The organism is Streptomyces sp. NPDC056734, from assembly GCF_042790455.1.
Classification (GTDB): domain Bacteria; phylum Actinomycetota; class Actinomycetes; order Streptomycetales; family Streptomycetaceae; genus Streptomyces.
The window spans coordinates 116,421-136,848 of the sequence record NZ_JBHTZD010000004.1 but is presented as its reverse complement, the minus strand read 5'-3'; the positions used below and the strand labels follow the sequence as shown (position 1 = coordinate 136,848).

Here is a 20,428-nt window from a genome sequence, read left to right as displayed (position 1 = left end):
CGGCTCCGCCACAGCCCTGACCAGCCACCCACTGGAGCGACCGTGACCCTGCTCAACCACCTCGCGGAAGGGTCCGCTTCCGCTCCCCCGCTGTTGCTGGGGCCCTCGCTCGGGACGTCGTACGCCCTGTGGGACGAGGTCGCGCCCGAGTTGTCCGTGGCTCACCGGGTGATCCGGTGGGATCTGCCGGGGCACGGCGGGTCGGCTCCGGGGCTGATCGGGGCGGGGGCGACCGTCGGTGATCTGGCCGGTCTGGTGCTGGCGCTCGCCGACGCGCTCGGTGTCGAGCGGTTCGCCTACGCGGGGGTGTCGCTCGGCGGGGCCGTGGGGCTGCATCTCGCGGTGCACCACCCGGAGCGGCTGTCGTCGCTGGCGGTGATCTGCTCCTCCGCGTACTTCAACGGGGACCGGCCGTGGCGGGAGCGGGCCGCGCTGGTGCGTGCCGAGGGGCTCGCGCAGCTCGCCGAGAGCGCGAACACGCGATGGTTCGCGGGCGGCTTCACCGTGCCCCGGCTGGTCCAGGACCACCGGGACACCGACCCGCAGGCGTACGCGGCGTGCTGCGACGCCCTCGCCGCCTACGATCTGCGCGACCGGCTCGGGGAGATCTCCGTCCGGACCCTGCTGATCGCCGGGCGCGAGGACCCGGCGACGCCGCCCGCGCATCTGCGGGAGATGGCGGACGCCGTGCCGGGCGCCGCGCTGGTGGAGATCCCGGGTGCCTCGCATCTGGCGCCCGCGCAGTGCCCCGAGGCGGTGCTGAGCGCCCTGCGCACCCATCTCGACGGGCCCGCGCGGCGTGGGATGGCGGTACGCCGGGAGGTGCTCGGCGACGCCCATGTCGACCGCGCCCAGGCCCGGCAGACCCCGTTCACCGCCCGCTTCCAGGACTTCATCTCGCGCTACGCGTGGGGCGAGATCTGGACCGACCCGACGCTCACCCGGCGCGAGCGCAGCATGATCACCCTGACCGCGCTGGTCGCCCACGGCCACTACGACGAGCTGGCCATGCATGTACGCGCGGCCCGGCGCAACGGCCTGACGCCCGACGAGATCGGGGCGGTGCTGTTGCAGACGGCGGTGTACTGCGGGGTTCCGGCGGCGAACTCGGCGTTCGCGGCGGCCCAGCGGGTGCTGGCGGAGGAGCCGGACGCGCCGGGCGAGCCGGACGAGTGAGGGTGACGTCCCTGACGGTCGTGGGGTCACCGGACCCGGGGCGGGGGGCCGTCCGGCTCACGGCGTGGCGGTGCGTCGGGGTCACTGAATGAGTCTGTCGGGCTCACCGTACGGGCCGCCGGTCTCATGCCGTGGTGGGACGCCGGGCTCACGGCGTGGTGGGCCGCCAGGCTCACGGCGTGGCGGACGACAGGGCTCATCGTGCGGGCCCAGCAGGCTCGCGGTGTCGGTCCATCCGGCTCACGGCGTAGCGGCCCACCGGGCCCACCGGGCCCACCGGACGGGCCCGGCAGGCTCACCGGGTCCGTCCATCCGGCTCACGGCGTCGTCGGTTCGTCAGGTGGTGATGTCGCCAGGGCCCGCAACGCCGTCTCCGCGCGCTGGACCAGGCCGTCCGCGCCGCACGAGCGGGCCAGGGGCAGGCCCCGGTTCAGCTCGGAGGCGGAGCGGGCGGCGATGCCGTGTTCGATGCGGGCCGCCGCGTGTTCGTACTGGCAGGGCGATGCCTCCAGATAGGTGACGGCCTGGGCGGCGAGGCGGACCCCCCGCCGGCCGGTCTCCAGCGCGGCGGCGCACCGCAGGGCCTCGCCGATCGCGGTGTCCGTGCCGAAGTGTTCGGCCTGGCGGCGGGCGTCGGAGGCGAGCCGGGCCGCGCGGGCCGGGTCCTCGGCGGCGAGGGCGACGGCGAGATCCACGGTCCACGGGGCGAGCACCGGGTTGTGGCCACCGCGTGCCGCTGCCGCCTTCTCCGCCGCTTCGAGTTCGTTGACGCCGTCCTTGGTGCGGCCGACCGCGAGCAGCAGCCTGCCCCGTACGGTGCGCGGGTCGGGCAGCACGATCGTGGACGGGTACGGCGGCGAGAAGCCGTACTGCTCGGCGATCGACCACGCCTCGTCGACATGGCCGCGGGCGAGCAGGGTGTCCACCAGTCCGCAGGTCGCCGACCAGTGCAGCGGCAGACGTCGGCCGACGCGCTCGGCGAGCCGCAGGGACTCGCGCAGCACCTCCTCGGCGTCCTGGAGCCGGCCGCGTCTGCGGTGGGCGAGGCCCAGATAGGCGTGGGCGAGCGCCAGATGGCCGCCGCTCCAGCCGGCCGTGGTGTAGGCGCGCAGGGCCTCGGCGAAGAGGCTCTCGGCACGGTCGATCCGGTCGGCGTAGGCGTAGCTGCTGCCGAGCATCATCAGCAGCTCGACGCCCCACTCGGGGTCGGTCCAGCCGAGGCCGGGCGCGAGCCGTCCGTTGACCATGGCGCGGTCGCAGTTCTCGATGACCACCTCGGCGTTCTCGCCGTGGGTCATGGCGTCGAAGGCGCGCAGGATGAGCAGCGCGCGTTCGGAGTTGTCGCGGCCGGTGCAGGCGCCGGCCTGGGCGGCGAGCCGCTCGGAGCGGCCGGGCGGGGCGGTCTCGCTGTAGATGCCCTCCCACATGTACTGCACGGCCTGCAACCGCATCCGGGCGGGGCCCGCCGGATGGCGCGCGGCCTCCGCCTCGACCGTGCGGACGGCCTGTTCGAGCTGGTCGTTGTGGAGCAGGGACTGGGAGAGGCGGTACACGGCGTCGACGCGTTCGCCGCCGTCCAGGCCGGGCATGGCGAGCGCGTTCTGGAGGTGGTCGACGGTGGTGGCGGGCGCGGTGAGCAGGGTGGCGCAGCCGAGTTCGAAGAGGACCTGTGCGTGCACCTGGGGCCGGGGCGGCTCTCTGAGCGCGCGTTCCAGACAGAGGCGGGCCGCGTCCGGGGCGCCGACGCCCAGATGTTCCCGGGCGGCCTCGCGCAGCTGCTCCACTATCTCGGCGTCGTCCTCCGGGTGGACCGGCAGGAGGTGCCGGGAGGCCGCGGCGGCGCCGAGCCCGGATTCGATGACGAGCTTGGCCGCTATCCCGTGCATCGCGGTGCGCAGTCCGTCGGGGATGGAGTTGTAGACGGCCGACGCGATCAGCGGGTGCACGAACTCCAGGTCGCCGCCGCCCGCGCGGGCGCCCGCCGGGTCGGGTGCGGTGAGGATCCGGGCGGTGCGCAGCAGTTCGGCGCAGCGGGCGGCCTCGTCGTGTTCCACGGTGATCAGCTGGGCGACCAGGTCGACGGTGATGCCGGTGCCGAGGATGGCGGAGGCCCAGGCGAAGCGGGTGGCGTTGATGCCGAGTTCGCCGAGCCGGTCGACGAGTCCGCCGCCGCGCGCCGAGCGGTTGAGGTCGCGCAGTTCGTCCGCGGAGGACTCGCTGGGCTCCATCTCGCTGTCGCGGACCTTGGCCAGGAGTTCGACGGTCTCGTACGGGTTGCCCGCGGTGACCGCCCAGACCTGGCGGCAGAACGGGCCGTCGGCGTGCTCGCCGACGGTGGCGCGGGTGAGGGCGGCGGTGGCGTCCGGGGTCAGGGCGCTGAGGCTGGTGACCCGGTCGCTCAGCTCGGCGGTCCGGTCGAGGTAGCGGGCGCTGTCGCCGCCCACCTCGCCGGGCCTGCGGGCGACCACGACGAGCACGGACAGATCGTCGAGCCGCTCGGCGAAGGCGGCGAGCCAGCGCAGGGTCTCCTGGTCGGCCCAGTGGGCGTCGTCTATCAGCAGGACGAGCGGCCATTCGCGTTTGGCGAGGCGGCGGACGGCGACGACCAGGCCGTCGCACACGCCCTGCGGGAGGGGCTGGACCTCGCCGGGCTCCGCTATCCCGAGGGCGGGGCCGGAGATGTCGAACCAGTCCCCGAGGTAGTCGCGGGCCTCTTCGGGCAGCAGGGAGATCAGCGCGGGCTGGAGGAGCTGCCGTACCACATTGAAGGGGACGGACCGCAGGGTCTCGCCGCCCCGGGCGGACCAGACGGTGCAGCCCTGTGCCTCGGCGAACTTCCGGGTCTCGGTCAGCAGTGCCGTCTTGCCGAGTCCGGCGTCGCCGCGCAGCATCAGCAGACTGCCGCGGGAATCGCCGGTGTGCAGTGATTCCACGGCCTGCCGGAGGCCGGCGACTTCCTCGTCCCGCTCCCACAGCGGAGCCGAGGCGCCCGCCGTGGGCCGTACCTCCGTCATCCCGCTACCTCCCCAAGTCGCCCGAACGACGTACAGGGCTTGAGCGTAGCCGCCTGATGCGCCCCGTGGTGGCGGGTCTCGGGCAGCCGTTGCCGGGTCGGGTGAACAGGGATGCCTCCGGATGGCGCGCCGGGCGTGCGACGGGGGTTTGCGGGGCGCCCGCACGGTCAACAGCCCTGGGGTGAAAGAGACTTTCCGCGAGCGCCGGCGGCCGGACGCGGCGCGGCCCGGTGTGCGGGCGCTGGCGGCCGGTTCGGTGGGCAACTTCATCGAGTGGTACGAGTTCGGCGTCTACGGCTACTTCGCCACCGTCATCGCCGCGCGGTTCTTCACCCCGGAGGGTGGCGGCGAGGCCGAGGCGCTGGTGCGGACGTACGCGTCCTTCGCACTGGCGTTCTTCTTCCGGCCGGTCGGCGCGGCGGTGTTCGGGCGGCTCGGGGACCGGATCGGGCGGCGGCCGGTGCTGATCCTGGTGGTGTCGCTGATGACGGGCGCGACGGCACTGATCGGCCTGTTGCCGACATACGCGTCCGTCGGCGCGCTCGCCCCGTGGCTCTTGACGCTGCTGAGGGTGGTGCAGGGGCTGTCGGCGGGCGGGGAGTTCGGCGGGGCGGTCGCGCTGATGACGGAGTTCGCGCCGCCGGGGCGCCGGGGGCTGTACGGGGCGTGGCAGTCGTTCACCGTGGCGCTGGGGCTGCTGGGCGGGGCCGGGGTGGCGGCGACGCTGGCGACCGTGCTGACCCAGGCCCAGGTGGAGTCGTGGGGCTGGCGGGTGCCGTTCCTGCTGGCGCTGCCGCTGGGGGCGGTCGCGCTGTGGCTGCGGTTGCGGCTGGAGGAGACGCCGTCGTTCCGGGCGGAGGAGCGGCGGGCGGTGCGGGTGCGTCCGCCCGCGCGGGCGGTGGCCGGGGCGATCGCGCTGGGCGCCGGGCGGATCATGGGCTGGTCGGCGGCGGGTTACACCTTCCTGGTGGTCCTGCCCTCGTATCTCCAGAACACCCTGAACGCGAGTTTCCGGCAGGCCCTGCTCGCCACCGTCCTCGCCAACCTCGGTTTCGCGGCCACGATCCTCCCGGCGGGCGCGCTCAGCGACCGGATCGGCCGGCGTCCGGTGATGCTGACCGGCGCGGCCTTGGTGGTGGCCCTCGCCGTGCCCCTCATGAACGTCCTCCAGGACACCGGCGCGTCCGGCGCGGCGAAGGGGGCCGCGCTGTTCTGCGCGGGTGCCGTGGTCGGCCTGATGGCCGGTCCCGGCCCCGCCCTGCTCGCCGAGATGTTCCCGACCACCGTCCGCTACACCGGCCTGGGACTCGCCTACGCCCTGTCCAATGCCGTCTTCTCCGGCTGCGCGGGCCTGATCATCACGGAGACGGTCGAACGCACCGGGAACGCCGATGTCCCCGCGTACTACGCCGCCGCGACCTGCGCGGTGAGCGTGCTCGCGCTGGCGTCGGCGGCGAAGGGGGTACGGACGGTGGCGGACGAGGCGCGGTGAGGGTGAAGGGGAGGGGGAGGGCGAGGGTGAGGGTGAACTGGCCTTGTGGAAGCAGTGGAAGCAGTGCAAGCAAGAGAACCGAGGGAACCGAGGAATCCGGGGGAACGGATGGAACCGAGCGGGCCCATGCGGGTGATCGGGCTGATGTCCGGGACGTCGTACGACGCCATCGACGCGGCGGCGTGCGAGCTGCGGATCGCCGGGGACGCGCTGGTGCTGCGCCCGCTGGGGATGGTCCGTGCGGGGTACGAGGACGGGTTGCGGGCGGCGCTCGCGGCGGCGTTGCCGCCGGGGACGGTGACGATGGCGGACGTGTGCCGGCTGGACACCCGGATCGGGCAGGCGTTCGCGGCGGCGGCGGTCCGGGCGGACCGTGAACTGTGCGGCGGGCGGGCGGAGTTGGTGGCCTCGCACGGGCAGACCGTCTACCACTGGGTGGACGGTACGACGGTCCACGGCACATTGCAGCTCGGGCAGCCCGCGTGGATCGCGGAGGCGACCGGGCTGCCCGTGGTCGCCGACTTCCGGCCCCGGGACATCGCCGCGGGCGGGCAGGGGGCACCGCTGGTCAGCCTGGTGGACCTGCTGTGGCTGCGGGGCCGCCCCGGGACGCCCGTCGCGCTCAACCTCGGCGGCATCGCCAACCTCACGGCACCGGACGGCACGGCGTTCGACACGGGCCCCGGCTGCGCCCTGATCGACGCGGCCGCGCGGGGGTTCAGCGGGGGGCGGCTGGAGCACGACGCCGAGGGGCGGCTGGCGGCGGCCGGGCGCGTCCACGAGGCGCTGCTGGCCCGGCTGCTGACGGAGCCGTACTACGCGCTGGCCTCGCCGAAGACGACCGGCAAGGAGCTGTTCCACCCTGGCTATCTGCGCGACGCGCTGGCCGGGGTCGGCACCACGCTGTCCGCCGAGGACATCATCGCCACGCTGACCGCGCTGACCGCGCGCACGGTCGCCGACGCGGTCCTCGCGGTCGGCGCGACGGAGGTACTGGCGTCGGGCGGCGGCACCCGCAACCCGACGCTGATGGCCCAGCTGGCGGCCCGGCTGCCCGACGTCCCGGTCCGCCCCTCCGACACCCTGGGCCTGCCGTCCGACGCCAAGGAGTCCTACGCCTTCGCCGTCCTGGGCTACCTCACCGCCCACGGCCTCCCCGGCACGGCCCCCGCCGCCACAGGCGCCCGCCACCCCAGCGTGCTCGGCTCGATGACCCCGGGCCGGACGGGACTGCGGTGGCCGGGGGCGGTGACGGGGGGTGGGCCTCGGCGGCTGGTGATCGAGCGGTAGGGGGTGGGGGTAGGGGGCGTGGCGGGGTGGTGGCTGGCCGCAGGGCTGCGGGGGCGGTGGCCCGGCCTGGGGGCACGGGGGGTGGCCCGGTCCTTGGGCCACGCGGGGGCGGTGGCCGGTACTCGGGGACCGCCGGGGAGGCTGGTTGGCGCCCTCACCCCGGCCGGGCCCCTCGGCCGACCCGGGCCGGCGTCGTACACACCGGCGCCGGAGCCGGCGGCGCGCGCCCACCTCACGTCGTACGGCGTGAGCGGGCCGCCCCTCCAACCGGTTCCGCCCCTCCAACCGGTTCCGGTCCTCCCGGCCGGGGCCGGTCCGGGACCCGTGTAACAAACGCATGTGAGAGTCGGGTCGCAGTCTTGGCCGGTCCCTCTCATCCCTCTTTCACAGATGCCTCATACGGTTAGGTCATGACGCAGGTGACTCCTCCCGGGTGGTATCCCGATCCCGGGCAGACAAGTGACGGTCCGCCCACCGAGCGCTGGTGGGGCGGCAAGGCATGGACGGAGCGGACCCGTCCCGCGGGCCAGGCCGCCGCGTGGGGTCCCCCGGGGCAGCCGCCGGCCACCGGGGAACCGTCGGCCGACGCCCCCGGCGCGGCCGATTCCCCCGGCGCTCCGCCGGCCGACGTACAGCTCGACAAGCCCCCCGCCGACGAGGCGGGCCCGGCCGACATCGTGACGAACCCGGGCGACCCGGGCGACCCGGTGGCGGACACGGCCGTCCAGCCGACGCAGCCCACCTATCCGACGTACCCGGGACAGCCCGGGCAGCCGGGCCAGCCGGGGCAGTTCGGGCAGCAGGCGTATCCGGGGTATCCCCAGCCGCCCGGTCCGCCGGGTCAGGGCGGGTTCCCGGGGTATCCCGGCTACCCCGGTTACCCTGTGCAGCCGCCGCCCGCCAGGCGCCGTGGGCTGCGGACCGGGATCGCGGTCGGGGTCGCCGCCGCGGTGCTGGCCAGCATCGGGGTCGGGGTGTACGCGCTGGCCGGCGACGACAGCAGCGACCAGGCGGGGACCGGTACGCCGACTCCCAGCGCGCCCGGCCAGCGGGATCCCTTCGGGGAGGGCGGCGGGGGCGGTCAGTCGCCCGCGCCGGAGCAGCCGCAGCCGTCGGCGCCGCCGGAGGTCGAGGGCGGCGGCACGGTCTCCGACCTGGTCAACGCGATCAGCATCGAGGTGCCGGAGGGCTGGACCGGGCAGGCGATGAGCGTCGGCGCGCAGATCACCTCCGACGACACCTACGACTGCCCGGGCGACCCTGCCAAGAGCTGCACCACGGGCGGCGCGTACTCGGCGCCCGCCATCGCGCACGGCACCGAGGGCACCACGCCGGAGGAGGTGGCGAAGGCGGACATCGAGGCCAACGCCGAGGAGTCCTACGGCGGTACCACCTACGGCGCGATCACCTCGCACGAGGTGCTGGCCTCCGAGGCGATCACGGTGGCCGGCCAGCAGGGCTATCAGGTCCGCTGGAAGGCGGTCACCAGCGAGGGCGCCGACGGCATCGTCGAGTCGCTGGTGTTCCCCTCGCCCGCCAGCCCCGAGCAGCTGGTGATCGTCCGCATCGGTGTGGACGCCGGGGAGAACGAGGCCGTGCTGGACGAGATAGCCGAGGGCATCAAGGCGTCCTCGGGCGGCGGCACCGGCCAGGGCGTCTGACCGGCCCGCACACAGGCCGGCCGGGTGAGGCACCCCTCCGCTCCAGAGGAACCCCACCCGGCCGGCGGGTGCGCCGCCCCCGTCCCCACGGTGCGGCGCGTTCAGGTCACCGCCCGGTCATCCCGGGACGGCGGCCCGGCTCAGGGGTCGCCCGGCACGCCCGTACCGGTGGCGCGGGGCGCGGGCACCCGGCCCGGCGGGGTGAGACCGAGCGCGGGCAGCACCGCGACCTCGACGAACCGGACCAGATAGTCCTGGTCGGCGTGCCGGTTCTCCAGCACCGGGCGGGCGCGCAGCACGCCGAGCATCATCACCGGTACGTACTCCAGCGCGGGATGGCCGGCGGACACCTCTCCGCGTGCCACCCCGCGGCAGACGATCTCCCGCAGCGCGGCGACCTCGGGTTCCACCACGGCTTCGTGCAGCGCCCGCGCGAGCTGCTTGTCCTGGACGACCGCGTGCCCAAGCGCCTGGAACAGCCGGGTGTCGTCGGCGGAGACCTCACCGGCGGCCCGCCCGGCCTCGATCAGGTCCCCGGCGAGCGAGCCGGTGTCGATCCCGGAGAACCGCACCCGCCGGTTGGCGCGCAGGGCGGCGGCCACGAACCGCGGCTTGGTCTTCCACTGGCGGTAGAGCGTGGACTTGCTGCACCGGGTGCTGGCGGCGATGCCCTCCATGGTCACCGCGTCGTAGCCGCACTGGCGGAGCTGGTCGAGCACGGCGTCGTAGAACTCCCGCTCACGCTCGGGCGTCAGCTTGGAGCGGCGCGAGACACCGGCCGCCTCCGGCCGGTCCGCGGCCTGCGACGTCATGGGCTCTCTCCTCGCTGCCGAACGGAAGGGATGGAGGGGACGGAGGGGACGGAGGGGATGGAGGGGAATGCAAGGGAACGGAGGGGACATAGGGCACAGAAGGGGACCGAGTCGCTCACGGTGTGCCGAACGCCACCGATACGCCAGTGTACCGGTACTAAATCGTATCGGTACACTGGCGTATCGATACGAACCAGTATCGATGCCATATGCATGCGCCATGAGTCCGTCCGTCCGCATGCGCCATGAGTGAGGGGCCGGGGGATGAGCGACGCAGAGCCTTCCGGAGCGGAGTCCGATCCCCCGGAACGCCCGCCGATAGTCCGGGAGCTGCTGCTCGTCGCGGGGCTCTACCTCGTCTACACACTGGGCCGGCACCTGGCCGACGGCCACACCGCCGAGGCGTTTGGCAACGCGCGTGACGTGTGGGGCTGGGAGCGCGCCCTGCGCCTGCCCGACGAGGGCTCGGTGCAGGCGCTGCTGCTGCACGGCGACGGTCTGATACGCGCGGCCAACACCTTCTACGCGACCGTCCACTTCCCGGCCACCGTGCTCTTCCTGGTCTGGCTGTACTGCCGCCGCCCCGCGCACTACGTACGGACCCGCCGGGTGCTCGCCACCGTCACCGCCGCCGCCCTGGTCCTGCATCTCACGTTCCCGCTGGCCCCGCCCCGGCTGCTCGCCGAGACCGGGCTGATCGACACCGGGCAGGTCTACGGCCCCTCGGTCTACGGGCCGCCCGAGACCGACCAGCTCTCCAACCAGTTCGCGGCGATGCCCTCGCTGCACTTCGGCTGGGCCCTGATCCTCGCGCTCGGCGTGATCGCGGCCACCCGTACCCGCTGGCGCTGGCTCTGGCTGCTGCACCCGCTGGTGACGCTGCTGGTGATCGTCGGCACGGCCAATCACTACTGGCTCGACGCCCTCGTGGCGGGCGTGCTGGTCGCCGTGGCCCTGCTCCTGGTCGAGGCCCCGCGCCGGGTCGGGGAACCCCGGCCCGCCAAGCGGCCTCCGCTGGTCGGGGCGGCGGGCCGGTGAACGCCTCCGTGCTGGCCGTCGCCCTGTCCCTGCTGTCCGCCGTCGGTTACGCGTTCGCCGCCGTCGCCCAGGAGCGGCTCGCCGCCCGCTCCCCCGGCACCGGCCTGCTGCGGCTGCTGCGCGGCGGGGCCTGGTGGGGGTCGGTGGTGCTGAACGCCGCCGCCGCGCTGCTGCATGTGGTGGCCCTCAAGTACGGTCCGCTGACCGTCGTCCAGCCGCTCGGGGCGCTCACCCTGGTCGCGGCGGTGCCGCTGGGCGCGCGGCTGGCCGGACGGCGGGTCAGCGCGACCGAGTGGCGGGGTACGGCGCTGACGCTGGCTGGGCTCGCCGCGCTCCTGGTGACGGCGACCGGTCCGGCGCCCGACGATGTGCTCAGCGTCCGGGAGGCGCTGCTGGTCTCCGGCGCCACGGCGGTGCTGATCGGCGTCCTGTGCCGGCCGGCTGTACGGCCGGGGCTGCGGCACGCCACCGCGTCCGGGGTCTCCTCGGGGGTGGCCTCGGCGCTCACCCAGACGCTGACGGTGGCGACGACGGACGGCGCCGGATCGCCGCTCGGCCTCCAGGTGATCGGGGTGGCCGTGCTCGTGGCCGGCTTCGCGGCGGGCGGGCTGCTGCTGGCGCAGACCGCCTACCGGGGCGGCCTGGGCGCCCCGCTCGCGGTGGTCACCCTGGCCAACCCGGTGGCCGCCGCGGTGATCGGGCTGACCCTGCTGAGCGAGCGGTTCCGGGGCGGCGCGGCCGGCGTCCTGCTCGCCCTCACGGGCGCGGGCCTGGCGGCGTGGGGCGTGGTCCTGCTCTCCCGGGCCGGCCCCCGCGCCGCACCCCCTCCCCCGGCGAAACGCCCGGCCCCCGTGGCCACCTCCGCCGACCGCCCGGCAGTACGGGTCCCCCGCCAGCCGGACACCGAACCGGACCACCTGACGCCGGTGAGCAAGCCCGCGCCTTGACGCCGTTGAGCAAGCCCGCACCCTGACGCCCGAGACCCGGCCCGCGCCCCGACGCCGGTGAGCCGTCCCGCACCCGGACCCCATGCGCTGACCCCCGTGGGCTTGCGCGCTCCCTGGCCCCGCCGGCGGCCCATCCCGCACCCCGACCCCGCGCACCCGCCCGCTCCCTGCCCCCCCTTGGCGGACCGACCCGCCCCCTGACCTCCCGTGAGCGCGCCCGCACAGGCCCACCCGGAGGTCGTCGGCGTCCGGGGCGAAGGGCAGCACCTCGGTGGTGCCCTGTGCCTGGTGCCACACCGCCTTGCCGTTGGCCAAGCCGACCGGCCGCGGGTCACCGAAGCCGCGGGCACGCGCAGGGTGCCGGACGACCTCTCGTCCTGGTGAGGGAGGCAAGGGAGGCAAGGGGGCATCAGCAGGCTGATGGGGACCCCGCGCCGCATCGCGGAGCGGCCACGTGATGCGGCGCGGGGAGTCGGGGTCACGGCGTCGCGTAGACCTCCACCTCGCTGAACTGTGCCGCGGGCCAGCCGGTATTGCCGGTGACGGTCAGCCGCAGATGGCGCAGGCTGGTCCCGGCGGGCAGGGCGATGGTGACGGTGTTGCCGGTGGCCGGGTCGAAGCGGTAGCCGGTGGAGCCGGCCACCGTCGAGAAGGCGCCCGCGTCGTTGCCGCCCAGCACGGACAGGGTCTGGGTACGAGCGCTCCAGGCCGGGGCCGGCGGCAGCTTCAGCACCACCCGGCGCACGGTCTGCGCCGAGCCGAGGTCGACCGTGAGCGACTGCGGGAAGGCGTTGTTCGCCGACTCCCAGTAGCTGGTGGCGTTCCCGTCGACCGCGTTGCCCGGCGCGTAGCCGCTGACGCTCCCGGTGGCGGTCGCCGGACGGCCCTGGGCGAGATTGCCGGTGGGCGCCGGGTTGCCCTGGCCCGGCTGCGGCCAGGTCGCGCAGTTCGACCAGGTGCTGGACCAGCCGGAGTTTCCGCCGCCGTCGGTGAGGGCGAAGGTGCCGGAGGGGTACGGGCAGTTGTAGATGCCGGCCGCGCCGACGCCGCTCGCGGTGACGTTGCGGAAGGTCGCGGCGCCGGTCGTCTCGGCCTGGACGACCACCGTGCCGGTGTTGCGCACGGTCGCGCCGTCGACGGTGATGTTCTTCGCGGCGAGCCCGCGCCCGCTGCCGGAGACGAACTCGAAGGCGCTGTAGGGGCTGTCGGTGATGGTGGTGTTGGTGATCTTGATCTGGGCCTCGGTCGCGCTGTCGTACGCGTCGACGCGGATCGCGCCCATCGGGTGGTTCCAGTTGGGGTTCATGGCGCCCGTGCGCACCAGCGTGTTGCCGTCGACGGTGATGGTGCCCGCGAGCGGATGGAACGGGTCCATGAACTTCTGGTTGGAGATCGCGATGCCGCTGCCGAGGGAGTTGGTGTCGGAGATCAGGTTGTTGCGGACGGTGATGTCGGTGCCGCCATAGATCGCGATGCCGTTGGCGAGGTTCGGCTGGGTGATGGTGTTGTTCTCGAAGCTGCTGTTGGAGTCGGGCCCGTTCAGCGACCACATGGCGAGCGCGTCGTCGCCCTGGTTGCGCAGGAAGTTGTTGCGGACCTTGACCCCGCGCGCGTTGCCGTTGAGGTTGAGACCGTCGGCGGTCATATCGAGGAAGCGATTGTTCTCGACGATCAGGTTGTCGTTGTTGCCGGTCAGCCAGAGCCCGACCTTGAGGTGCTGGAGCCACATCCCGGACACCGAGCTGTTCGGTCCGAGGGTGCCGTTGACGAAGTTGTCGGGGTTGGTGTCGACCCGTTCGGTGACCTCGCCGATGACCGCGAAGTCCCGGATCTTGACGTTCCCGGAGCTGCTGGTCTGGTCGATGAACCGGGAGGTGCGCACGATCGAGTACCAGTGCCCGGCGCCCTGGAGGGTGACGTTCTGGATGCCGCTGAGGGACGACGTCAGCCGGTACTGGCCCGGCGGGATCCACACGGTCCCGCCCTGCGCGGCGGCGATGGCGTTGCGGAACGCCTGGGTGGAGTCGCCCACGCCGCTGGGGTCGGCGCCGTGCGCGACGACGGAGACGGACCCGGCGGGCTGCGCGGCCGGTGCCGCCGCCTGCTCGAAGTCGGCGACGTCCACGGTGACCTGGACGCCGGTCGCCTGGACGGCCACCTTGGCACCGGCCGGGACGTCCTGGCCGAGCAGCAGCCGGGCGTTGTCGTAGAAGTGGTGGGTCTTGGCGCCCGCGATCCAGGGCGTGTCCACGTACGAGTACGTGGAGGTGACCGCGATGGTCTTGGCGATCTTGACGCCGTTGACATACACGTCGAGGGTGCCGGACTGGCCGTCGGGGACGCTGTAGGCCAGGTTCAGGGCGTTGGCCGCGCGCGGGACGGTGAACTCCACGCGCTGCCCGGCGGTCAGCCGGACCGCCTGGCGGCCGGACGCCTCGGAGGCGAGGGTGCCCTGGGTGTGGTCGGGGCCGATCTTCGTGCCGGTGGTGGTCGCGGACTCGGCCTCGACCGAGGTGAAGGGGAGGGTGGCGCCGGAGGCGGCTTGGGCGGTGGTGGTGTTGAGGGCGACCAGGGTGCCGGCCGAGAGGGCGACCGCCGTCGCGGCGACGGTCATGGACCTGACAGACCTGCCGATGCGGGTGTTCATGTGCTCTGCCGTGCCTTTCGAGTGGGGGATGTTTCGAGTGGGGGGTTGGGGGGTGGGTGGGGGGAACAGGGGGGTCCAGGGCCTGACACTCCGGCGGCACCCTGCGACGGACGGCACCGTGACGCAGGCACCGCGCGGTGGCAGGCCCTGGGGCGGCTCAGACGCGCAGCCAGGCCGCCGTGTCCTGCGGCAGCCGGCCCTGGGTGTCCAGGGGCCCGCTGGTGAGCAGGAGGTCGGTGTGGGCGGGCAGTTCGGCGGCGGTGGCGGAGAGGTTCACCACGCAGTGCGCGCCGTCCGCGCGGGCGAAGTGCAGCACGCCGTCCGGGGCGGGCAGCCAGGTCAGCGGGCCGCTGCCGAACGCCGGGCGCAGCCGGATCGCCTCCCGGTACAGCCGCAGCATCGAGCCCGGGTCATCGGCCTGGCCATCGGCGGCGTACGACGCCCAGTTCGCGGGCTGGGGCAGCCAGGGCTCCTGCCGTGAGCCGAAACCGGCGTGGGGCGCCTCGGCGGTCCAGGGCAGCGGGACCCGGCAGCCGTCGCGGCCGGGGTCGACGCCACCGGAGCGGAAGTGCATCGGGTCCTCGATGCGGCCGAGCGGGATGTCCGCCTCGGGCAGGCCCAGTTCCTCGCCCTGGTAGACGTAGACCGCGCCGGGCAGGGCCAGCGAGAGCAGGGCGGCGGCGCGCGCCCGCCGGGTGCCCAGGGCCAGGTCGGTGGGGGTGCCGAAGGCTTTGGTGGCGAAGGCGAAGGCGGTGTCCTCGCGGCCGTAGCGGGTCGCTGTACGGGTCACGTCGTGGTTGCACAGCACCCAGGTGGCGGGGGCGCCGACCGGGGCGTGCTCGGCGAGGGTCTCGTCGATGGAGGAGCGCAGCCGCGCCGGGTCCCAGGGGCAGGACAGGAACGCGAAGTTGAAGGCGGTGTGCAGTTCGTCGGGGCGCAGATAGCGGGCGAAGCGCTCGGTGTCGGGGAGCCACACCTCGCCGACGAAGACGCCGTCGTAGTCGTCGGCGACCTGCCGCCAGGAGCGGTAGATGTCGTGCAGTTCGTCGCGGTCGACGAAGGGGTTGGGGTCGACGCCCTCGGTGAAGTCGGGCAGTTCGGGGTCCTTGGCGAGCAGGGCGGCGGAGTCGATGCGGACGCCCTCGACGCCGCGCTCGAACCAGAAGCGGAGCACGTCCTCGTGTTCGCGGCGGACCGCCGGGTGGTCCCAGTTGAGGTCGGGCTGCTCGGGGGTGAACAGATGCAGGTACCACTCGCCGTCGGGCAGCCGGGTCCAGACCGGTTCGGTGGAGCCGGCGAACTGGGAGGGCCAGTCGTTGGGCGGGATCTCGCCCGTCTCGCCGCGTCCGGGCCGGAAGTGGAACAGCTCGCGCTCGGGGCTGCCGGGCCCGGCGGCGAGGGCCGCGCGGAACCAGGGGTGCTGGTCGGAGACATGGTTGGGCACGATGTCCACGATGGTGCGGATGCCCAGCTCACGTGCCTCGGCGATGAGCTTCTCGGCCTCGGCGAGGGTGCCGAAGGCCGGGTCGATGGTCCGGTAGTCGGCGACGTCGTATCCGCCGTCCTTGAGCGGCGAGAGATACCAGGGGGTGAACCACAGGGCGTCCACGCCGAGTTCGGCGAGGTACGGGAGGCGGGCGCGGACGCCGGCGAGGTCGCCGGTGCCGTCGCCGTCGCCGTCCGCGAAGCTGCGCACGTACACCTGGTAGATGACGGCGGAGCGCCACCAGTCGGACTGTTTCCGGGCAGGGGTGGGCTGTGCCACGGGGCTGGCCTTTCTCTCGGTCGTGGGGGGCGGCGGGTGTCAGCCCTTTGTGCTGCCCGCGCTGATCCCGGCGATGATGTGGCGCTGGAAGATCAGGAACATCGCGACCATCGGGATGCTGGCGATCACCATGGCGGCGATCAGCACGGTCAGCTGGATGTTCTGCGAGAGCTGGACCAGTGCCACGCTGATGGGCTGCTTGCTGGTGTCGGAGAAGACCATCAGCGGCCAGAGGAAGTCCTGCCAGACGGCGACCAGGGCGAAGATCGACACGACGCCCAGCACCGGCCGGGACATGGGCAGGACGATCGACCAGAGGATGCGCAGTTTCCCGGCGCCGTCGATCTCGGCGGCCTCCAGCACATCGCGGGGGATCTGGTCGAAGAACCGCTTGAGCAGATAGAGGTTGAAGGCGTTGGCGACGGCCGGCAGCCAGATGGCGAGCGGGTCGTTGAGCAGCCCCAGATCGGCGACCGTCAGGTACTTCGGTACGACGAGGGCCTGGGCCGGGACCATCAGGGTGGCGAGGATGCCGCCGAGGATGATCTTGCCGAACACCGGCCGCAGTTTGGACAGGGCGTAGGCGGCGGCGGTGCAGAGCACGATCTGGAAGAACCAGGCGCCGGCCGCCTGCACCACCGTGTTCCACAGATGGGTGGGCAGGTCCATCAGTTCCCAGGCGTCCTGGTACCCGGCGAACTGCCAGTCCTCGGGGAGGATCGTGGGAGGCGTACGGGCCACCTCGTCCGGCGACTTCATCGCGCCGGTCACCATCCAGTAGACGGGGAAGAGGAAGGCCAGCGCGAACAGCAGGACGACGCCGGTGAAGACGCTCCAGTAGACGGCCCTGCCGCGGGGGCGGGCGAGGGCCGCCGGGGAGAGAAGGGTACGGGTGCTCATGCGCTGTCCCCCTCCGAGCGGGTGAGCCGCAGATAGACGGCGGCGAAGACGCCGAGGAAGAGCAGCAGCATCACGCTCAGCGCGCAGGCGCCGCCGAAGTCGTTGTAGAGGAACGCGTACTTATAGATCAGGTAGAGCACGGTGACCGTGGCGTTCTCGGGGCCGCCGCCGGTGATGACGAACGGTTCGGTGAACACCTGCATCGTGGCGATGATCTGGAGCAGCATCAGCATCAGGATCACGAACCGGGTCTGCGGGATCGTGACGTGCCGGATGCGCTGGAACAGATTGGCGCCGTCGAGTTCGGCGGCCTCGTACAGCTCGCCCGGGATGGACTGGAGGGCGGCCAGGTAGATCAGGACCGTGCCGCCCATGTTGGCCCAGGTGGCGACGATGACCAGGGAGATCAGGGCGGTGTCGGCGCCGTTGGTCCAGTTCGAGGTCGGCAGGTGCAGAAAGCGCAGTGCCTCGTTGGCGAGGCCGGTGCCGGGGTCGTAGAACCACTTCCACAGCAGGGCGCTGACGACCGGCGGGATCATCACCGGGAGGTAGACCACGACCCGGAAGAACGACTTGGCGTGCCGCAGTTCGTTCAGCACCAGGGCGAGCACGAACGGGATGGCGAAGCCGATGAGCAGGGCGAGCACCGTGAAGGTGAAGGTGTTCTTCCAGGCCGCGGCGAACTCGGGGTCGCCCCAGACCCGGGTGAAGTTCGCGGTGCCGACCCATTCGGGCGCCGATCCGGGGGTGTACTTCTGGAAGGCGATCACGACCGCGCGGATCGCCGGGTACCAGGAGAAGAGCGCGAAGCAGATCAGTCCGCCGACGAGGAAGCCGTAGGCGCGGACCTGGTCGGTGAGGCGGCGCCGCCCCCGGTCCCCTGCCGGGGGCGGTGCCTCGACCGGGCGGACCGCGACCTTGGCCGCGGTCCGCCGTTGTGCCGTCTTGGTCATCTTCGGTCAGCCCTGGGCGAGGATGTCGTCGATCTTGCCGGAGGCGTCCTTCAGCAGGGAGTCGATGTCGGCGTCCTCCTTGGTGAGGACGGCGGAGACGGCGCCGTCGAGGACGGAGTAGATCTGCTGGGCGCTCGGCGGCTCGATCTTCATGTCCAGGCTCTCGTTGCCGTCCAGGAACGCCTGGTAGTTCTCCACCGGGACATTCGCGTTGGCTTCCTTGACCTGCTGGTCCTTCTCGTCGGCGGCGCCGGTGAACAGGCGCGGCTCGGGCAGGCCGACGGGGGCGTCGTTCTCCTTGGCGCGGGCGTAGTCGCCGAGGAAGCCGTCACCGGGGGTGAGGAACATGGCGTCGAGCCACTTCAGTCCGGCCCGGATCTCCTCGGGGCTGGCGTTCTTGTTGAACATGTAGCCGTCGCCGCCGATGAGGGTGCCGTTGCCGCCGGGCATGGGCGCGATGGCGATCTCCTCGTAGGTGGCGCCCTTCTCCTTGACCAGGATCGGGATGTTGTCGGGGGCGGCCAGGTACATGCCGAGCTTGCCGGAGCCCATCATCTGCTGCACGTCGTTGATGACGAGGAGCTGCTTGCTGCCCATGGAGTCGTCGGTCCAGCGCATGTCGTGCAGGGTCTGGAGGACGGCCCTGCCCTCGGGGGTGTCGATGGTGGCCGACTTGCCGTCCTCGCTGACCACGTCGCCGCCCTGCGAGTACAGCTCGGCGGTGAAGTGCCAGCCGCCCTGGTTCTGGGCGCTGTAGTCGGCGTAGCCGACGGTGCCGTCGCCGAGTTCGGCGATCTTCTTGGCGGCGGTACGGACCTCGTCCCAGGTGGCGGGCGGCTGGTCGGGGTCGAGACCGGCCTCCTCGAACAGGGCGCGGTTGTAGATCAGGCCCATCGAGTAGCCGGTGCGCGGAATCCCGTAGATCTTGCCGTCCACGGTGTAGATGTCGCGCAGCTGCTGCTGGATGGTCTCGTAGCTCTCCAGCTCCTCGATGTACGGCGTCAGGTCCGCGGCCTGGTCGATGTCGACGACGTGGTTGACGTCGGTGAAGTACGTGTAGAACACGTCCTCCATCTGGCCGCCGGCGAGCTTGGCGTCGAAGGTCTTCGGGTCCTGGCAGGGGAACGCGTCGTGGGGGACGACGTCGATGTCCGGGTTGGCCTTCTCGAAGGCGGCGACATCGTCCTCGAAGAACTGCCGGTCGACCTTGGCGCTCTTCGGCGGCATGCAGTTGACCGTGATCTGGGTCTTGCCGCTCGCGGCGTCGTCCCCGTCCGAACCGCAGCCGGCCAGGGCGGTCAAGGACATGGCACACGCGAGCGTGACGAACGTGCGGCGGAACCCGGAGCTTCTCATCGGTGGACCCCTTCGGGCAGGAGCGCTGAGCCCCTTCGGGCCGAGCGGGTGGGCGTCGCACACTCAAGCACCGACCGGATCGCCACGCAAGATGTCACGCAGAATTTGCAATAAACTGACAGCCACAGACGCGCTCATGACGGACTTACGAGGGTCAGTCGCGCGGCGCTTGCGCGGTGGAACCACGCACCACCAGTTCCGGCTCGAAGAGGAGTTCCTCGGTGGGCACCGCGCTGCCGCCGATCTGGGCGTTGAGGAGTTCCACCACGGCCCGTCCCATGGACTCGATGGGCTGGCGGACGGTGGTCAGGGGCGGTTCGGTGCAGTTCATCAGCGCCGAGTCGTCGTAGCCGACGACCGAGATCCGGGACGGTACGTCGAGCCCCTTGCGCCGGGCGGCGCGCACGACACCGAGGGCGAGCGGGTCGCTGGCGCAGATGAAGCCGGTCACGCCGCGGTCGATCAGCTTGGCGGCGGCGGCGTGACCGCCCTCGATGGAGAACATGGCCCGCGCCACGTGCTCGTCCGGCAGCCCGTCCCCCGCGATCTCCCGCGCGGCGGTGAGTTTGCGCGCCGAGGGCACGTGGTCGACGGGGCCCAGCACCAGGCCGATCCGCTCGTGCCCGAGCGAGGCGAGATGCCGCCACGCCTGCTGCACGGCCACCGCGTCGTCGCAGGAGACCCCTGGGAAACCGAGATCCTCTATGGCCGCGTTGACCAGCACGACCGGGATGTTGCGGTCGGCCAGCAGCCGGTAGTGGTCATGCGGGGCGTCCTTCTGGGCGAACAGTCCGCCGGCGAAGACCACGCCGGAGACCTGCTGCTGGAGCAGGAGTTCCACGTAGTCGGCCTCGGAGACCCCGCCCTTGGTCTGGGTGCACAGCACCGGGGTCAGGCCCAGCTGGGCCAGCGCCCCGCCGATCACCTCCGCGAACGCCGGGAAGATGGGGTTCTGGAGTTCCGGCAGGACCAGGCCGACCAGCCGGGCGCGTTCTCCGCGCAGCTGGGTGGGGCGCTCGTAGCCGAGCACGTCTAGGGCGGACAGCACCGACTGCCGGGTGGCCTGGGAGACCCCTGGTTTGCCGTTCAGCACCCGGCTCACCGTGGCCTCGCTGACCCCGACCTTCTTCGCCACTTCAGCAAGTCGTCGCGTCATGCCCGCAAGAATAGCGCAAGGTGCGCAAGTGGCTTGCGTAGGGGGAGTGAATTTGAGGCGGGGAGGGGGAGGGGGGCGGCGGTTGTCGTTCGGGTGCGGGTCGTCTTGGGCTGGTCGCGCAGTTCCCCGCGCCCCTTAGGGGGTGGTGGTGAGCGGAGTGTTGGCTGCGGGCCTTTGGGGGGTGGTGGTCGCCGGCGTGTTGGCTGCGGGCCGGCTGTGGG

14 protein-coding genes are annotated in these 20,428 nt (G+C 72.7%); 6 read left to right on the top strand and 8 right to left on the bottom strand.

Annotated elements, in window-relative coordinates:
* Nucleotides 1-42: 42 nt before the first annotated feature.
* Nucleotides 43-1,176 (top strand): 3-oxoadipate enol-lactonase, encoded by a 1,134-nt coding sequence (pcaD, locus tag ACFRFC_RS07025; protein WP_382686726.1) that lies wholly within the window; start codon nt 43-45, stop codon nt 1,174-1,176.
* Nucleotides 1,177-1,493: 317 nt separating this feature from the next.
* Here the strand turns inward: pcaD and ACFRFC_RS07020 are convergent, their stop codons facing one another.
* The gene (locus tag ACFRFC_RS07020; RefSeq protein ID WP_382686729.1) at nt 1,494-4,190 is read right to left on the bottom strand and encodes an ATP-binding protein; all 2,697 of its coding nucleotides are present in this window, start codon (nt 4,188-4,190) and stop codon (nt 1,494-1,496) included.
* Nucleotides 4,191-4,371: 181 nt separating this feature from the next.
* Between ACFRFC_RS07020 and ACFRFC_RS07015 the strand changes: the two genes are divergently transcribed.
* From ACFRFC_RS07015 to ACFRFC_RS07005, 3 genes are all read left to right on the top strand, one after another.
* Nucleotides 4,372-5,682 carry an MFS transporter gene (locus tag ACFRFC_RS07015; RefSeq protein WP_382686732.1) on the top strand — a complete coding sequence of 437 codons (1,311 nt, stop codon included), beginning with the start codon at nt 4,372-4,374 and terminating at the stop codon, nt 5,680-5,682.
* 126 nt (nt 5,683-5,808) lie between these two features.
* The gene (locus tag ACFRFC_RS07010) at nt 5,809-6,972 is read left to right on the top strand and encodes an anhydro-N-acetylmuramic acid kinase (RefSeq protein ID WP_382687011.1); all 1,164 of its coding nucleotides are present in this window, start codon (nt 5,809-5,811) and stop codon (nt 6,970-6,972) included.
* Nucleotides 6,973-7,382: 410 nt separating this feature from the next.
* Nucleotides 7,383-8,633: a DUF2510 domain-containing protein gene (locus ACFRFC_RS07005; RefSeq protein WP_382686735.1), complete on the top strand. Its 1,251-nt coding sequence runs from the start codon at nt 7,383-7,385 to the stop codon at nt 8,631-8,633.
* Between the two features lie 140 nt (nt 8,634-8,773).
* On the opposite strand, the gene ACFRFC_RS07000 is transcribed toward ACFRFC_RS07005, so the two are convergent.
* Nucleotides 8,774-9,445 (bottom strand): TetR/AcrR family transcriptional regulator C-terminal ligand-binding domain-containing protein, encoded by a 672-nt coding sequence (locus ACFRFC_RS07000; protein WP_382686738.1) that lies wholly within the window; start codon nt 9,443-9,445, stop codon nt 8,774-8,776.
* Between the two features lie 264 nt (nt 9,446-9,709).
* Here ACFRFC_RS07000 and ACFRFC_RS06995 point away from each other — a divergent pair, with 264 nt between their 5' ends.
* Complete coding sequence (locus tag ACFRFC_RS06995; protein WP_382686740.1) at nt 9,710-10,483, top strand: phosphatase PAP2 family protein; 774 nt, start codon at nt 9,710-9,712, stop codon at nt 10,481-10,483.
* Nucleotides 10,480-11,430, top strand: coding sequence for a hypothetical protein (locus tag ACFRFC_RS06990; RefSeq protein WP_382686742.1), 951 nt, complete (start codon nt 10,480-10,482; stop codon nt 11,428-11,430). The genes ACFRFC_RS06995 and ACFRFC_RS06990 overlap by 4 nt, the downstream gene beginning before the upstream one ends.
* Before the next feature lie 478 nt (nt 11,431-11,908).
* On the opposite strand, the gene ACFRFC_RS06985 is transcribed toward ACFRFC_RS06990, so the two are convergent.
* From ACFRFC_RS06985 to ACFRFC_RS06960, 6 genes are all read right to left on the bottom strand, one after another.
* The gene (locus tag ACFRFC_RS06985) at nt 11,909-14,077 is read right to left on the bottom strand and encodes a discoidin domain-containing protein (protein ID WP_382686744.1); all 2,169 of its coding nucleotides are present in this window, start codon (nt 14,075-14,077) and stop codon (nt 11,909-11,911) included.
* A gap of 157 nt (nt 14,078-14,234) precedes the next feature.
* A complete protein-coding gene (locus tag ACFRFC_RS06980) occupies nt 14,235-15,842 on the bottom strand; it encodes an alpha-amylase family glycosyl hydrolase (protein WP_382686747.1) in 1,608 nt (535 codons plus the stop codon).
* 39 nt (nt 15,843-15,881) lie between these two features.
* Nucleotides 15,882-16,742, bottom strand: a complete 861-nt coding sequence (locus ACFRFC_RS06975) for a carbohydrate ABC transporter permease (RefSeq protein ID WP_382686749.1) — start codon at nt 16,740-16,742, stop codon at nt 15,882-15,884.
* Nucleotides 16,739-17,695, bottom strand: coding sequence for a carbohydrate ABC transporter permease (locus tag ACFRFC_RS06970; protein WP_382686751.1), 957 nt, complete (start codon nt 17,693-17,695; stop codon nt 16,739-16,741). The genes ACFRFC_RS06975 and ACFRFC_RS06970 overlap by 4 nt, the downstream gene beginning before the upstream one ends.
* A gap of 6 nt (nt 17,696-17,701) precedes the next feature.
* On the bottom strand, nt 17,702-19,051 hold the full coding sequence (locus tag ACFRFC_RS06965; RefSeq protein ID WP_382686754.1) for an ABC transporter substrate-binding protein: 1,350 nt from the start codon (nt 19,049-19,051) through the stop codon (nt 17,702-17,704).
* 154 nt (nt 19,052-19,205) lie between these two features.
* Complete coding sequence (locus tag ACFRFC_RS06960) at nt 19,206-20,207, bottom strand: LacI family DNA-binding transcriptional regulator (protein ID WP_382686757.1); 1,002 nt, start codon at nt 20,205-20,207, stop codon at nt 19,206-19,208.
* Nucleotides 20,208-20,428 lie beyond the last annotated feature (221 nt).

Coding starts and splice junctions, on each gene's coding strand:
- ACFRFC_RS06970 (WP_382686751.1), bottom strand. CDS start 17,695: ATGACCAAGACGGCACAACGGCGGACCGCGGCCAAGGTCGCGGTCCGC.
- ACFRFC_RS06965 (WP_382686754.1), bottom strand. CDS start 19,051: ATGAGAAGCTCCGGGTTCCGCCGCACGTTCGTCACGCTCGCGTGTGCC.
- ACFRFC_RS07005 (WP_382686735.1), top strand. CDS start 7,383: ATGACGCAGGTGACTCCTCCCGGGTGGTATCCCGATCCCGGGCAGACA.
- ACFRFC_RS06960 (WP_382686757.1), bottom strand. CDS start 20,207: ATGACGCGACGACTTGCTGAAGTGGCGAAGAAGGTCGGGGTCAGCGAG.
- ACFRFC_RS07000 (WP_382686738.1), bottom strand. CDS start 9,445: ATGACGTCGCAGGCCGCGGACCGGCCGGAGGCGGCCGGTGTCTCGCGC.
- ACFRFC_RS07020 (WP_382686729.1), bottom strand. CDS start 4,190: ATGACGGAGGTACGGCCCACGGCGGGCGCCTCGGCTCCGCTGTGGGAG.
- ACFRFC_RS06975 (WP_382686749.1), bottom strand. CDS start 16,742: ATGAGCACCCGTACCCTTCTCTCCCCGGCGGCCCTCGCCCGCCCCCGC.
- ACFRFC_RS06995 (WP_382686740.1), top strand. CDS start 9,710: ATGAGCGACGCAGAGCCTTCCGGAGCGGAGTCCGATCCCCCGGAACGC.
- ACFRFC_RS07010 (WP_382687011.1), top strand. CDS start 5,809: ATGCGGGTGATCGGGCTGATGTCCGGGACGTCGTACGACGCCATCGAC.
- ACFRFC_RS06985 (WP_382686744.1), bottom strand. CDS start 14,077: ATGAACACCCGCATCGGCAGGTCTGTCAGGTCCATGACCGTCGCCGCG.